At 68.6% G+C, this 13,466-nt stretch carries 13 protein-coding genes, 5 tRNA genes and 1 pseudogene; 5 read left to right on the top strand and 14 right to left on the bottom strand.

Features of this window, described 5'->3' with window-relative positions:
- The first annotated feature begins 34 nt into the window (after positions 1-34).
- Both cofC and AB0I98_RS36540 read left to right on the top strand, forming a co-directional pair.
- Positions 35-673, top strand: a complete 639-nt coding sequence (gene cofC / locus AB0I98_RS36545) for a 2-phospho-L-lactate guanylyltransferase (protein ID WP_362949464.1) — start codon at positions 35-37, stop codon at positions 671-673.
- 116 nt (positions 674-789) lie between these two features.
- Complete coding sequence (locus AB0I98_RS36540) at positions 790-993, top strand: hypothetical protein (RefSeq protein WP_362949401.1); 204 nt, start codon at positions 790-792, stop codon at positions 991-993.
- Between the two features lie 77 nt (positions 994-1,070).
- Here the strand turns inward: AB0I98_RS36540 and AB0I98_RS36535 are convergent, their stop codons facing one another.
- The 4 genes from AB0I98_RS36535 to leuC all read right to left on the bottom strand — a co-directional run bounded on the left by AB0I98_RS36535 (position 1,071) and on the right by leuC (position 4,405).
- On the bottom strand, positions 1,071-1,709 hold the full coding sequence (locus AB0I98_RS36535; protein WP_362949400.1) for an HU family DNA-binding protein: 639 nt from the start codon (positions 1,707-1,709) through the stop codon (positions 1,071-1,073).
- A gap of 138 nt (positions 1,710-1,847) precedes the next feature.
- Positions 1,848-2,078 (bottom strand): hypothetical protein, encoded by a 231-nt coding sequence (locus AB0I98_RS36530; RefSeq protein WP_362949399.1) that lies wholly within the window; start codon positions 2,076-2,078, stop codon positions 1,848-1,850.
- Positions 2,079-2,366: 288 nt separating this feature from the next.
- Positions 2,367-2,960: a 3-isopropylmalate dehydratase small subunit gene (gene leuD / locus AB0I98_RS36525; protein ID WP_362949462.1), complete on the bottom strand. Its 594-nt coding sequence runs from the start codon at positions 2,958-2,960 to the stop codon at positions 2,367-2,369.
- A gap of 11 nt (positions 2,961-2,971) precedes the next feature.
- Complete coding sequence (gene leuC, locus AB0I98_RS36520; protein WP_362949398.1) at positions 2,972-4,405, bottom strand: 3-isopropylmalate dehydratase large subunit; 1,434 nt, start codon at positions 4,403-4,405, stop codon at positions 2,972-2,974.
- 222 nt (positions 4,406-4,627) lie between these two features.
- Here leuC and ndgR point away from each other — a divergent pair, with 222 nt between their 5' ends.
- The gene (gene ndgR / locus AB0I98_RS36515) at positions 4,628-5,344 is read left to right on the top strand and encodes an IclR family transcriptional regulator NdgR (protein WP_007384919.1); all 717 of its coding nucleotides are present in this window, start codon (positions 4,628-4,630) and stop codon (positions 5,342-5,344) included.
- 117 nt (positions 5,345-5,461) lie between these two features.
- On the opposite strand, the pseudogene AB0I98_RS36510 reads toward ndgR, so the two are convergent.
- Positions 5,462-5,651, bottom strand: a pseudogene (locus tag AB0I98_RS36510) (DUF4188 domain-containing protein); the annotation flags it as partial.
- A 90-nt stretch (positions 5,652-5,741) separates the two neighbouring features.
- On the opposite strand from AB0I98_RS36510, the gene AB0I98_RS36505 reads away from it, so the two are divergent.
- Entirely contained in the window at positions 5,742-6,386 is a 645-nt protein-coding gene (locus AB0I98_RS36505; RefSeq protein WP_362949397.1) for a MerR family transcriptional regulator, read from the top strand.
- A gap of 50 nt (positions 6,387-6,436) precedes the next feature.
- On the opposite strand, the gene AB0I98_RS36500 is transcribed toward AB0I98_RS36505, so the two are convergent.
- From AB0I98_RS36500 to AB0I98_RS36460, 9 genes are all read right to left on the bottom strand, one after another.
- A tRNA-Glu gene (locus AB0I98_RS36500) sits at positions 6,437-6,509 on the bottom strand.
- 43 nt (positions 6,510-6,552) lie between these two features.
- Positions 6,553-6,624: transfer RNA gene (locus AB0I98_RS36495), tRNA-Gln, on the bottom strand.
- 20 nt (positions 6,625-6,644) lie between these two features.
- Positions 6,645-6,717 (bottom strand) — tRNA-Glu (locus AB0I98_RS36490).
- 29 nt (positions 6,718-6,746) lie between these two features.
- Positions 6,747-6,819 (bottom strand) — tRNA-Glu (locus AB0I98_RS36485).
- A 22-nt stretch (positions 6,820-6,841) separates the two neighbouring features.
- Positions 6,842-6,913 (bottom strand) — tRNA-Gln (locus AB0I98_RS36480).
- Positions 6,914-7,004: 91 nt separating this feature from the next.
- Positions 7,005-7,736: an HAD family hydrolase gene (locus tag AB0I98_RS36475; protein ID WP_362949395.1), complete on the bottom strand. Its 732-nt coding sequence runs from the start codon at positions 7,734-7,736 to the stop codon at positions 7,005-7,007.
- A gap of 221 nt (positions 7,737-7,957) precedes the next feature.
- Positions 7,958-9,451, bottom strand: coding sequence for a glutamate--tRNA ligase (gene gltX / locus AB0I98_RS36470; RefSeq protein ID WP_362949394.1), 1,494 nt, complete (start codon positions 9,449-9,451; stop codon positions 7,958-7,960).
- Positions 9,444-10,220: a fumarylacetoacetate hydrolase family protein gene (locus tag AB0I98_RS36465; protein WP_362949392.1), complete on the bottom strand. Its 777-nt coding sequence runs from the start codon at positions 10,218-10,220 to the stop codon at positions 9,444-9,446. Before AB0I98_RS36465 ends, gltX begins: the two co-directional genes overlap by 8 nt.
- A gap of 125 nt (positions 10,221-10,345) precedes the next feature.
- Positions 10,346-10,534, bottom strand: a complete 189-nt coding sequence (locus AB0I98_RS36460; RefSeq protein ID WP_362949391.1) for a hypothetical protein — start codon at positions 10,532-10,534, stop codon at positions 10,346-10,348.
- Positions 10,535-11,083: 549 nt separating this feature from the next.
- On the opposite strand from AB0I98_RS36460, the gene AB0I98_RS36455 reads away from it, so the two are divergent.
- A partial coding sequence (locus tag AB0I98_RS36455; RefSeq protein ID WP_362949390.1) for a nitrate- and nitrite sensing domain-containing protein occupies positions 11,084-13,466 on the top strand: 2,383 nt, incomplete at its 3' end.

Below are 13,466 nucleotides of genomic sequence, written 5' to 3'. Positions count from 1 at the left end.
GACAATGGCCGCGACAAGAGAGGGACGAACGCTGGTGCAGTGGACCTTGGTGATACCCCTGAAGCCTTTGGCGCACGCCAAGAGCAGGCTCTCGGACACCGCCGCCGACGGGCTGCGCCCGGGCCTCGCCCTCGCCTTCGCCCAGGACACCGTGGCGGCCGCGCTGGCCTGCCCGGCGGTCCGCGATGTGGCGGTCGTCACGGGCGACTCCCTGGCCGGCCGTGAGCTGGCCGCACTGGGCGCCCGTATCGTCCCGGACGAACCCGCGGGCGGCCTGAACGCGGCTCTGACCCACGCCGCGACGGTCGTACGGGCATCGCTCCCCCGAACTCCCCTGGCCGCTCTCAACGCCGATCTTCCCGCCCTGCGCCCAGCGGAATTGGCCCGAGTCCTGGACGCGGCCGCGGAATTCCCCCGCTCTTTTCTCCCGGATGCGGCCGCAATCGGCACAACTCTGCTGGCCGCCACACCGGGCTATGAATTGCACCCAGAATTCGGCACAGATTCCCGAGCCCGCCACCACTCCTCCGGCGCGGTGGAACTGACCCTGAACGCGGTGGATTCCGTACGCCAGGACGTAGACACCGGCGAGGACCTGCGCACGGCACTGGCACTGGGAGCCGGCCCAAGAACGGCGAAGGCGACGGCACGCCTTCTGATCACAGGGCTGTAACCGCGCCCCAAAGGGGCGCGGGGCTGTATCGATATGCGGCTCCGCCGCGTGGGCGCGACCAGCCCCAACGGCGCCGCAGCCAACGAACAACCCCAGCGAGCCCATACTCTGTGCGCATGCAGGCCACCGCATACACCTACGACGCAGCCACCCGCACCGGCAGCGTGCTGCTCGACGACGGCACCCCCATCCCCTTCGACGCCGCCGCCTTCGACGCCGGCGGCCTGCGACTGCTCCGCCCCGGCCAGCGCGTACGCATCGAGGTCGAGGGCCCGAAGGACAGCCCGCGCATCACGCTGGTGACGCTGCAAACCCTGTGACCGCGGCGGAAAACGCCGCGGGCCGGACTCCATGAGGGAGTCCGGCCCGGCACGTGAGTACCCCTGTGCCCCGCTTACTAGCGAGCGGTGGCCTTCTTGGCGGTGGTCTTGCGCGCGGACGACTTCTTGGCGGGGGCCTTCTTGGCCGTCGCCTTCTTCGCCGGGGCCTTCTTGGCCGTCGCCTTCTTGGCGGTGGTCTTCTTCGCCGCGGTCTTCTTGGCGGCCGCGGTGGTCTTCTTCGCGGTCGTCTTCTTCGCCGTGGTCTTCTTGGCGGCCGGCGTGGTCTTCTTCGCCGCCGCCTTCCTCGCCGTGGTCTTCTTCGCGGCCGCCGCCTTGGTGGTCTTCTTGGCCGCGGCCTTCTTGACCGTGGCCGCGGCACCGCCGGTCAGGCTGCCCTTGGGCGCCTTCTTGACGGCGACCTCGCCACCGCGCGGGAGCTTCTTCGAGCCGCTCACCAGGTCCTTGAAGCCCTGGCCCGCGCGGAAGCGCGGCACGGAGGTCTTCTTGACCCGAACCCGCTCGCCGGTCTGAGGGTTGCGGGCGTAACGGGCGGGACGGTCGACCTTCTCGAACGAACCGAAGCCGGTGACCGACACCCGCTCACCCGAGACGACCGCGCGGACGATCGCGTCCAGTACGTGGTCGACAGCATCGGCGGCCTGCTGGCGGCCGCCCATCTTGTCGGCAATCGCTTCTACGAGCTGCGCCTTGTTCACGTCTTCCCCTTCGGAGACATCGCCAGAACGAAAGTGTTCAAGCTTTTTCGCACGTTAGGCAGATATATACCGCAAATCAAACACGAAACGGGCTTATCACCCTTGTGCCGCAGCGGACTCGACGGCCTTAAGGGCTGTTCAGCCTTCCTCTTCGGGGAATCGACCCTCGTCGAGGTCGGCAGTGAACCGCTCCAGACGCCTTGTCGCATCGGCGAGATCGTGCTTGGCCGCGGCCGTAATGACCAGCAGCTTCCGGGTCAGCGCCATCCGTACGCCCTCCGGGACTTGCAGTGCGCGCACCCTTGCGTGCGCTTCCTTCAGTTGGCCCGCGACTGCCGCATAGAGCTCGAGTTGGCCGTCGTGTTCCATGCACAGATTGTGCCATCTGGGGCGAGTTGTCGCCTGCCCAGGGTGCAACTGCCGCCTCAAACGGCCTTCCGGGCACGCGCGAAAGCCGCGGCTACAAGGCTCGCGTACCCCGGCAACAACCGCTCTAACGTGGGAAGTTGAAGGCACCTGCCGAACCACGCAGGGCCGTTCGGGTGCAGACAAGGCTGTACCCCCGATCGAGCTGATCGGGGGTACAGCGGGGGTGTTGTGGTGGCCGAAACTCGACTTGCGCCGGGCCTTCGGCTCCGATCTTCCGGCGCGCTCGGCTCAGACCTTCAGCGTCCACGGCTTGTACGACGGCCGCTTGGCTTCGTACGCCGCGATGTCGGCCTCGTTCTGGAGGGTGATGGAGATGTCGTCCAGCCCGTTCAGCAGCCGCCAGCGGGAGTTCTCGTCCAGCTCGAAGGAGGCGGTGATGCCCTCGGCGCGCACCTCACGTGCCTCAAGGTCAACAGTGACCTCAGCAGTCGCGTCCTTCTCGGTGAGTTCCCACAGCGCGTCCACGATCTTCTGCTCCAGAACCACCGTGAGCAGGCCGTTCTTGAGCGAGTTGCCGCGGAAGATGTCGGCGAAGCGGGACGAGATCACCGTCTTGAAGCCGTAGTTCTGCAGCGCCCAGACGGCGTGCTCGCGCGAGGAGCCGGTGCCGAAGTCGGGGCCGGCGACCAGGACGGTCGCGCCCTGCCGCTCGGGCCGGTTGAGGATGAAGTTCTCGTCCTTGCGCCAGGCCTCGAACAGCCCGTCCTCGAAACCGTCCCGCGTGACCTTCTTGAGCCAGTGAGCAGGGATGATCTGGTCGGTGTCGACGTTGCTGCGACGCAGCGGGACGGCCCGGCCGGTGTGGGTGGTGAATGCTTCCATGGCCATGGTTCTCAGACTCCAGCGGGCGTACGGACGGCAGACTGGTCGTTCAGGTCGGCGGGGGACGCCAGGTGGCCGAGTACGGCGGTCGCGGCGGCGACCTGCGGCGACACCAGGTGCGTACGACCGCCCTTGCCCTGCCTGCCCTCGAAGTTGCGGTTGGAGGTGGACGCGGAGCGCTCACCGGGCGCCAGCTGGTCGGGGTTCATGCCCAGACACATCGAGCAGCCCGCGTGCCGCCATTCGGCGCCGGCCTCCTTGAAGACGAGGTCCAGGCCCTCGGAGACGGCCTGCAGACCGACCCGCGCGGAGCCGGGCACGACCAGCATCCGTACGCCGTCGGCGACTTTGCGGTCTTTCATGATCTCGGCGGCGGCGCGCAGGTCCTCGATACGGCCGTTGGTGCACGAGCCTACGAAGACGGTGTCCACCTTGATGGACCGCAGCGGCTGCCCGGCCTCCAACCCCATGTATTCCAGGGCCTTTTCGGCGGCATGGCGCTCCGAAGCGTCTTCGTACGAAGCAGGGTCGGGGACGTGCGCCGAAAGCGGGGCGCCCTGGCCGGGGTTGGTGCCCCAGGTGACGAACGGGGACAGCTCGGCGGCGTTGATGAGGACCTCGGCGTCGAAGACGGCGTCCTCGTCGGTGCGCAGCGTCTTCCAGTACTCCACCGCCGCGTCCCAGTCGGCGCCCTCGGGCGCGTGCGGGCGGCCCTTGAGGTACGCGAAGGTGGTCTCGTCGGGGGCGATCATGCCCGCGCGGGCGCCGGCCTCGATCGACATGTTGCAGATGGTCATCCGGGCCTCCATCGAGAGCTTCTCGATGGCGGGGCCGCGGTACTCCAGGATGTAGCCCTGGCCGCCGCCCGTACCGATCCTGGCGATGATCGCCAGGATCAGGTCCTTGGCCGTGACGCCGTCGGGCAGTTCGCCCTCGACGGTGATGGCCATGGTCTTGGGGCGGGCCAGCGGCAGCGTCTGGGTGGCCAGTACGTGCTCGACCTGGGAGGTGCCGATGCCGAACGCCAGCGCGCCGAAGGCGCCGTGCGTGGAGGTGTGGGAGTCGCCGCACACGACGGTCGTGCCGGGCTGGGTGAGGCCCAGCTGCGGTCCGACGACATGGACGACGCCCTGCTCGACGTCGCCCAGCGGGTGCAGACGTACACCGAAGTCGGCGCAGTTCTTGCGCAGCGTCTCCAGCTGGATCCGGGAGACCGGGTCGGCGATGGGCTTGTCGATGTCGAGGGTCGGGGTGTTGTGATCCTCGGTGGCGATGGTCAGGTCGAGCCGGCGCACCTGGCGACCGCTCTTGCGCAGACCGTCGAAGGCCTGCGGGCTGGTCACTTCGTGCAGCAGGTGCAGATCGATGAAGAGGAGGTCGGGCTCGCCCTCGGCGCGCCGGACGACATGGTCGTCCCAGACCTTCTCCGCGAGTGTCCTACCCATCGCTTTCCCTCCGGCCGGCCAAGAGTTGCACCGACCCAACTAGAGATCTTGAGGAGGCAGCGGCGCCCCATATGAGGCAGCTCGCCCTGACGCCCCTGTTCGCGGACGCCCACCGCCGGGCCCGTTGGTCCGCGGGCCGCTGTGCCTTCGTGTCTTCCAGAGTGGCGTGTTCCACGGAAAATTGAACTTGCGTTTCACAGAGTGAGACGCGAGTATCGTTTCATGGACAACAGTAGCGGCGTCGGCGTTCTGGACAAGGCAGCCCTTGTCCTGAGCGCCCTGGAGTCCGGTCCGGCCACCCTCGCGGGTCTGGTCGCGGCGACCGGGCTGGCACGACCCACGGCGCACCGCCTGGCCGTGGCTCTGGAACACCACCGTATGGTGGCGCGCGACATGCAGGGCCGTTTCATTCTCGGCCCGCGCCTGGCAGAACTGGCCGCGGCCGCGGGCGAGGACCGTCTCCTCGCCACCGCGGGCCCGGTGCTCACCCACCTCCGGGACATCACGGGCGAGAGCGCGCAGCTCTACCGCCGCCAGGGCGACATGCGTATCTGCGTCGCCGCGGCGGAGCGTCTGTCCGGCCTTCGGGACACGGTCCCGGTCGGCTCGACGCTCACGATGAAGGCGGGCTCCTCGGCCCAGATCCTCATGGCCTGGGAGGAGCCGGAGCGCCTGCACCGCGGCTTGCAGGGCGCCCGCTTCACCGCCACCGCGCTCTCGGGCGTACGACGCCGGGGCTGGGCTCAGTCCATCGGTGAGCGCGAGCCGGGCGTCGCCTCGGTCTCCGCCCCCGTACGCGGCCCGTCGAACCGCGTGGTCGCCGCCGTCTCGGTCTCCGGCCCCATCGAGCGCCTCACCCGCCACCCGGGCCGTATGCACGCCCAGGCGGTCATCGACGCCGCGGCCCGCCTCTCCGAGGCCCTGCGCCGCACCGGCTGAGATTCAGGGACGTCCTCGGGGAGAGCCCGCCTCAACGCCGCGGCAGGCCCTCCCCGATCCCCCCGGTCAGACAGTCTCCTGCTCCACGTACGACTCCTGCGCCCGTGGCTTCCGCGCCCGCTCCTTGCGGTTGATGATCGACCACACCTTGTGATGCAACATGTCGGGCGAGTTCGCGTAGGCGTAGAGCTTCTCCTTCGACTCAGCAGGATGTGCCCCCAGCAGCAGCCCCCGACCCCTTCAGGAGGACCACCGCGTCGCCTTCGACGGCCGCGGTCGTACGACCCGGAACCGGCTTTGCGAAAATGGCGACCCCCGTAGCCCCCTGGTTGGATACCAACGCTATCCTTCTGGCCAATGGTTGGATAGTGGCAGTTTCCAAGGAGAGGCGCAAGAGGTGCGGCTGGCGGAGTTGAGCAAGCGCAGCGGTGTGCCCATCGCGACCATCAAGTACTACCTGCGCGAAGGGCTGTTGGCGCCGGGTCGCCAGATCAACGCGAGGACCGCCGAGTACGACGAGGATCACCTCCGCCGGCTGCGCGTGGTCCGGGCGCTGATCCAGATCGGCCGGCTCCCGGTGGCGACGGCCCGGGAGGTGCTGGGGCACATCGACGACGACTCCCTCGGCCGGACCATCCGCATGGGCGCGGCACTGTGGGCGCTGCCGCAGGTTCCCGAGCCGGACGAGGACGACGAGTTCGTGCAGTCGGCTCGCGGCGAGGTGGAGCAGTTGCTGGAGCGCCTCGGCTGGTCGAACGCCCAGGCGCTGAGCACCATTTCTCCCGCCTACCGCTCTCTGGTGGTGGGGCTGGCGGCCTTCCGGCGTCTCGGCTACTCCTGGGACATCGAACTGACCCTGCCCTACGCCCGGTTGATGCATGAGGTGGCCATGCTCGACCTGAACTTCGTGGAGACCCACCCGACGGACGAGGAGAAGGTCGAGATCGCGCTCCTGGGAACGGTCCTGCTCGAGCCGGTGCTGCACGCCCTGCGCCGGGTCGCCCAGGAGGAGGAGACGGCACGGCGCTACGGCTTCGAGTGAGCCGGGGACGACGAAGGCCCCCCACCGAAGTGGAGGGCCTTCACTGTGTGTACCCCCGACCGGATTCGAACCGGCGCTACCGCCTTGAGAGGGCGGCGTGCTAGGCCGCTACACAACGGGGGCGAGGATCTTGCAAGCGTTTGATTTACACCGCCGCAGATCCGAGCTGGTCTACCAGGACTCGAACCTAGACTAACTGAACCAGAATCAGTCGTGCTGCCAATTACACCATAGACCAATGTGGTTTAGACCAGTTTGTACCCCCGACCGGATTCGAACCGGCGCTACCGCCTTGAGAGGGCGGCGTGCTAGGCCGCTACACAACGGGGGCCCTAGCGATCATCTCGGCGGAGATCGCCGTACCCCCGACCGGATTCGAACCGGCGCTACTGCCTTGAGAGGGCAGCGTGCTAGGCCGCTACACAACGGGGGCTTTTGCAGATGAGCTCTGCGAGCTGGCCTACCTGGACTCGAACCAAGACTAACTGAACCAGAATCAGTCGTGCTGCCAATTACACCATAGGCCACTGGAACGCAAGCCCCTCAGGGGATCTCGTTCTAGCTTGCGCCTCCGGTTTCCGGCCTCTCGGCCCGCTCTCCGGCGGCGCAGGAAGAACATTACCTGAAGGTGGACGGGGCTCCAAAACGGGTATCCGCGCCGAGCAGCGCGGGGAGTTCGGCGAGCGAGGCGATCCGGTGCGGGCCGGCGGGCCTGTCATCACTGGTGTGCGCGGCGGCCCGGTCGATCCAGACCGACAGCAGTCCGGCGTCCGCGGCGCCCTGCCCGTCGATCTCCGGGTGGTCACCCACGTACGCCACATGTTGCGGCGCGAGGTCCAGGGCTTCGCAGGCCGCGTGGAAGGCGCCGGCCTCCGGCTTGGAGACGCCGAGTTCCGCGGCGCACAGGATGGTCTCGAAGCGGTCGTGCACACCGAGAACACGGAGCTTGCGGTCCTGGACGTGGATGCTGGAGTTGGACAGCACGGCGTGCCGGTGGCTGGTGGCCAGGGCGTCCAGGACCGGCAGGACGTCCGGGAAGAGGGCCCAGGCGGTCTCGTAGTGCGCGATGTACCGGTCGAACCACGCGTCGGCCTCGGCGTCGTCGAGTTCCTCACCCAGGAACACCCGTACCCGGTCCCGGCGCTGTCCCTGGAAGTCGACCTCCCCCGCGGAGAAACGCGCCCACTGGAGGTCGGTGATCTCCCGCCAGCGTGTGATGGCCTGCTCGACGGAGTCGTACGCCTCCATCAAGCCCTCGGCCGTCAGGTGCAGGCGCATTCCGATGCGGTCGGCCCCCGAGTAGTCGAAAAGAGTGTCGTCGACGTCCCACACCACGGCCCGAATGCTCATGATCCGACGGTAACCCGGTGCCGGACGGCACGTACGGGGAACGCGTCAGGTGTGCGCGCCCCACCAGCGGAAGCTGGTGACTGGGATGCCGTACTTGTTGCCCGAGCCAGTTCGTGAGCCTGTCGCCGTCGCCGCGCCAGATCTGCCCCCAGCCGCCGACCGGCTCGGAACGGCTGCGGGGCGGGGGCCGCAGCCTCCGCCCCGCACCTCTGGTCGGATCTCTATGCCGCCAGCTTCGCCAGGGCCGTGTCGATGCGGGCGAGGGTCTTCTCCTTGCCCAGGATCTCCAGGGATTCGAAGAGCGGGAGGCCGACCGTGCGGCCGGTGACGGCGACGCGGACCGGGGCCTGGGCCTTGCCGAGCTTGAGGCCGTGGGTCTCGCCGGCGGCCAGGACGGCCTCCTTCAACGACTCCGCCGAGGTCCAGTCGGCCGACTCCAGCTTCTCGCGGGCCGTACGCAGCAGGGCGTCGCTGCCCTCCTTCATCCCCTTGGTCCACGAGGCCTCGTCCGCGACCGGCTCCGCCAGGAACAGGAAGTCGACGTTGTCGGTGATCTCCGACAGCACCTTCAGACGGGTCTGCGCGTGGGGCGCGATCGCCAGCCACTTCGCCTCGTCGAAGGCCTCCGGGGCCCACGGTGCGAAGGGGGCCTGCAGCCATGGCGCGCAGCGCTCCGTGAAGTCCTTCACATCCAGCAGGCGGATGTGGTCGCCGTTGATCGCCTCGCACTTCTTCAGGTCGAAGCGGGCCGGGTTGGGGTTCACGTCCGCGATGTCGAAGGCCGCGACCATCTCGTCCATCGTGAAGATGTCCTGGTCGGCGGAGAGCGACCAGCCAAGCAGGGAGAGGTAGTTGAGCAGGCCCTCGGGGAGGAAGCCGCGCTCGCGGTAGAGGTTGAGCGAGGACTGCGGGTCACGCTTGGAGAGCTTCTTGTTGCCCTCGCCCATCACATACGGCAAGTGGCCGAAGGCGGGCACGGACTTCGCGATGCCCAGCTCGATCAGCGCCTTGTACAGGGCGATCTGCCGCGGGGTGGAGGAGAGCAGGTCCTCGCCGCGCAGGACGTGGGTGATCTCCATCAGGGCGTCGTCGACCGGGTTCACGAGCGTGTACAGGGGCGCGCCATTGGCTCGTACGATCCCGTAGTCCGGGACGTTCTCCGGGGTGAACGTCAGCTCGCCGCGGACCAGGTCCGTGAAGGTGATCGTCTCGTCGGGCATCCGGAAGCGGACGATGGGCGTGCGGGCCTGGGCCTGGTACTCGGCGACCTGCTGTGCGGTCAGCTCGCGGCAGTGGCCGTCGTAGCCGGACGGCTTGCCGGCGGCGCGGGCGGCCTCGCGGCGGGTGTCCAGCTCCTCCTGGGAGCAGTAGCAGTAGTAGGCGTGCCCGGCGTCGATGAGCTTCTGCGCGACGTCCTTGTAGAGGTCCATGCGCTGCGACTGGCGGTACGGCGCGTGCGGGCCGCCGACCTCGGGGCCCTCGTCCCAGTCGAAGCCGAGCCAGCGCATCGAGTCGAGCAGCTGGGTGTAGGACTCCTCGGAGTCGCGGGCCGCGTCGGTGTCCTCGATACGGAATACGAATTGAGCACCGCTGCCGCCGTGGTGGCGGGCGAACGCCCAGTTGAACAGGGCGGTGCGGACCAGGCCCACGTGCGGGTTACCGGTGGGCGAGGGGCAGAAACGGACGCGTACGGGGGAGCCGGGTGCGCTAGCCACGCTTGACAACCTTGTTGGTGAGAGTGCCGATGCCTTCGATGGTGACGGCGACCTCGTCGCCGACGCTGAGGGGGCCGACCCCTGCGGGGGTGCCCGTGAGGATCACGTCGCCGGGAAGCAGCGTCATGGCCTCGGAGATGTTGACGATCAGCTCCTCGATCGAGTGGATCATCTCGGTGGTGCGGCCCAGCTGGCGCTGCTGGCCGTTGACCGTGAGCTGGATGGTGAGGTCGCTGGGGTCGAGGTCGGTCTCCACCCAGGGGCCGAGCGGGCAGGCGGTGTCGAAGCCCTTGGCCCGGGCCCACTGCTTCTCGCGTTTCTGCACGTCGCGGGCGGTGATGTCGTTGGCGCAGGTGTAGCCGAGGATGACGTCCTTGACGCGCTCGCGGGGGACCTCGCGGCACATGCGGCCGATGACGACGGCCAGTTCGGCCTCGTGGTGGAGTTCCTCGGAGAAGGACGGGTACTGGATCTCGTCGCCGGGGCCGATCACCGAGGTGGACGGCTTGAAGAAGGCGAAGGGGGCGTCGGGCACCTCGTTGCCCAGCTCGCGCGCGTGCTCGGCGTAGTTGCGGCCGAAGGCCACGACCTTGTTGGGGAGCACCGGCGGCAGGAGCCTGACCTTGCTCAGCGGGACCTTCGTACCGGAGAGCTCGAAGTCCGCGAACGGGATGCCCTTGATGATGTCCAGGACGAGCTCGTCCGGCTTGTCACCCTCGACCACGCCGAAGGCGACGTTCCCGTCGATGGAGAATCTGGCGATGCGCACGGGATGCTTGGCCCCTTGACTGAACCGACTGAAGTCTGACGCTCCAGGCTAGCGCGGCGGGGCAGGCCCGAGGGGCGGGCGCCTCGCGTGTGGTCGCGGGGCGCCCTGGGCGTCGTACGGGGCGGTCAGCGCTCGGCGGTGGCCTGGGCCGGGATGTCCATGAGGACGGTGCGGCGGGGGTTGGCCGTGTGGGGCGGGAGTTCGACGGAGTGCTCCGGGTGGTCCGGGGTGTGCAGGTCGTCGGCGTCCTCGAGGTGCGCCAGCGTCGTGCGCCGCGGGTTGGCTATCGTGCGGAACATCATCGTCGTCTTCACGGGTGTCAGGTGCCTTCACAGTTGGGCTGCTGTTGTAAAGCGTCAGGCTAAACATGCAATTCCCTTCCGAAGGCATCCAGACTCAATGATCGCCGTGTGAGTTTGCTCACGGATCCACGGGCAAACCGGTCAATTCAGGCCCGCAATCGACCCCTACGAAACGGACATTGGCGGCCTGAAGCCCGCATTCCGCTCCTGATCATGGCGACTGGGACTCCCCCGCTGACCGGTGACTCATTACGGTAAGTCCGTTTTGAGGCGGATCACTTTCTACGTCCGGTGACGCAGCCCTCACGTGGTGTCACGGAGGTCACAGCCTGACCCATGGGCCTTGTTGGAGATCCTGCACTGTGCTGGAATTCCACGGACCGCCGCAGGATCGAGCCGGCGCACAGGGGGCGCGACGAGCGCCGAGTGGCGGCGAGAAGGGGGAGCCAGCGCCGGTCACTCACGACCATCGGGGGGCGCAAATTCAGGGCGCCCCCTACGACGCCGACACCGTCCTTCCGTTCACGCGGAGGGGCGCCTGGTCCAGAGGTTGCGACGCTAGTGCAGGGACGTTTCAAGAGGGATGGCAGTGCTTCGGCGGAGCCGGAGCCGCACGGCGGGACTGGCCCCAATGCCGGCAGTTCCTCGCCCCAGCACGCCCAGAACCCGGGCCTGACCGCGTCCGGCGACGGCGGGCGCGGTGGCGCGTCCGCAACTTCCGGCGCCACGGCATCCACCGGAGCCACGGGCTCCCCAGGCTCTCCGGACTCCGCGGCGCCGACCGTGAAGCCGCCGAAGGGCGCCTCCGGCCCCGGATCGCGAATAGCCCTGCGCAACTGGCGCATCTCCACGCGTCTGGTGTCGCTGCTCGCGCTCCCGGTGGTCGCGGCCACCTCGCTGGGCGCACTGCGCATCAGTGACAACATGAACGACATCCAGCAGCTCGACAACATGAAGCTGCTGACGGACATGACCAAGCAGGCCACCGAACTGGCTGCCGCGCTCCAGGAGGAGCGCGACAAGTCGGCGGGCCCGCTGGCGCACGGCGCCAACGCGACCACCGACGTCGGGGTCAAGGGCCTGCGGGTCAAGACCGACCGCTCCCTGACGAACTTCCTCGACGCCTCGGAAGAGATCGACGCCTCCAGCAAGGACGGTGACCTCCAGGGCGTCCGCGACAGCCTCGTCGGTCTGGTCGGCGACCTGAGCAACCTGGCGAAGATCCGCGACAACGCCTTCGAGGCCGAGCGCAACTCCACCCAGACGGTCGAGGCCTACCACCGTCTGATCACCCACCTGCTCGACCTCTCGCAGGACATGGCGGAGGCCACCAGCAACCCCGAGATGATCCAGCGCACCCGTGCGCTGGCCTCGTTCTCCTCCGCCAAGGAGTACGCCTCGGTCCAGCGCGCGGTCATCGCCGCGGCGCTGCCGCAGGACCCCAAGACCTCGAACAGCAACCTCTCGGAGAACGACCGGCTGTACGCCGAGTCGTCGCTGGAGAGCGAGAAGTCCGAGCTGCTGAGCTTCCGGAGCATCTACGGCGCGGACAGCGCCGCCGCGCTGCTCGAGCCGATCGAAGACGGCAACCCGACGATCGAGTCCGCCGACACCTACGCCGACCGTGCGCTCAGCCAGGCGAACGGTCTGGCCGACCTGGAGAAGCGTTCCTACCTGGACTGGGTCGACGCCAGCACGTCCAAGATCGACCAGATGGAACTGATCGAGACCACGCTGCTCGGGCAGATGGAGCAGAAGGCACGCGAGCTGCGCAACGAGTCGGAGCGCGAAGCGATCATCTCCGGTGCGCTGATCCTGCTCGTGCTCGGTGTCTCGCTGGTCGGCGCGTTCGTCGTGGCCCGCTCCATGATCCGCTCGCTGCGCAGGCTGCAGGAGACCGCGACCAAGGTCGCCCAGGACCGCCTGCCCGAGCTGGTCAAGCAGCTGTCCGAGTCCGACCCGCAGGACGTCGACACCTCCGTCGAGTCGGTCGGTGTGCACTCCCGGGACGAGATCGGCAAGGTGGCCGCGGCCTTCGACGACGTGCACCGCGAGGCGGTCCGCCTCGCCGCCGAGCAGGCCCTGCTGCGGGGCAACGTCAACGCGATGTTCACCAACCTCTCGCGCCGCTCCCAGGGTCTGATCCAGCGCCAGCTGTCACTGATCTCCGAGCTGGAGTCCCGCGAGGCCGACCCGGACCAGCTGTCCTCGCTGTTCAAGCTCGACCACCTCGCGACCCGCATGCGCCGTAACGGTGAGAACCTCCTCGTTCTCGCCGGTGAAGAGCCCGGCCGCCGCTGGACCCGCCCGGTCCCGCTGGTCGACGTGCTCCGCGCCGCCGCCTCCGAGGTGGAGCAGTACGAGCGCATCGAGCTGGCCGCCGTGCCGACCACCGAAGTGGCCGGACGCGTGGTCAACGACCTCGTGCACCTGCTCGCCGAGCTGCTGGAGAACGCCACCTCGTTCTCCTCGCCGCAGACCAAGGTCAAGGTCACCGGTCACGCGCTGCCCGACGGCCGCGTACTGATCGAGATCCACGACACCGGTATCGGCCTCTCCCCCGAGGACCTCGCCGCGATCAACGAGCGGCTCGCCTCGCCGCCCACCGTGGACGTCTCGGTCTCCCGCCGCATGGGTCTGTTCGTGGTCGGCCGGCTGTCCCAGCGGCACGGCATCCGCATCCAGCTGCGCCCGTCCGACTCCGGTGGTACGACCGCGCTGGTCATGCTCCCCGTCGATGTCGCCCAGGGCGGCAAGAAGCCGCAGCCCAAGCCCGGCCAGGGTGCCGGTGCCTCCGGCGGTCCGGCCGCGGCGCAGGCAGCCGCCGGTGTCGCGGCCGCTCGTCGCGGAGGCACGGGCCAGGGTGGCGGTGCTCTTGGCGCCGGTGCGGGTGCTCCCGGTGGGCGGCACGGAGCCGCTCCGGGGCCGCGGCCCGCGCTGCCGG

Source organism: Streptomyces sp. NPDC050211 (genome assembly GCF_040656035.1).
Taxonomy (GTDB): Bacteria; Actinomycetota; Actinomycetes; order Streptomycetales; family Streptomycetaceae; genus Streptomyces.
This window is presented reverse-complemented; position numbering and strand designations above follow the sequence as displayed.

What these genes read in the sequence shown, in the direction of transcription:
- AB0I98_RS36540 (WP_362949401.1), top strand. Translation starts at nt 790, where the DNA reads ATGCAGGCCACCGCATACACCTACGACGCAGCCACCCGCACCGGCAGC.
- AB0I98_RS36530 (WP_362949399.1), bottom strand. Translation starts at nt 2,078, where the DNA reads ATGGAACACGACGGCCAACTCGAGCTCTATGCGGCAGTCGCGGGCCAA.
- leuD (WP_362949462.1), bottom strand. Translation starts at nt 2,960, where the DNA reads ATGGAAGCATTCACCACCCACACCGGCCGGGCCGTCCCGCTGCGTCGC.
- leuC (WP_362949398.1), bottom strand. Translation starts at nt 4,405, where the DNA reads ATGGGTAGGACACTCGCGGAGAAGGTCTGGGACGACCATGTCGTCCGG.
- ndgR (WP_007384919.1), top strand. Translation starts at nt 4,628, where the DNA reads ATGGACAACAGTAGCGGCGTCGGCGTTCTGGACAAGGCAGCCCTTGTC.
- AB0I98_RS36475 (WP_362949395.1), bottom strand. Translation starts at nt 7,736, where the DNA reads ATGAGCATTCGGGCCGTGGTGTGGGACGTCGACGACACTCTTTTCGAC.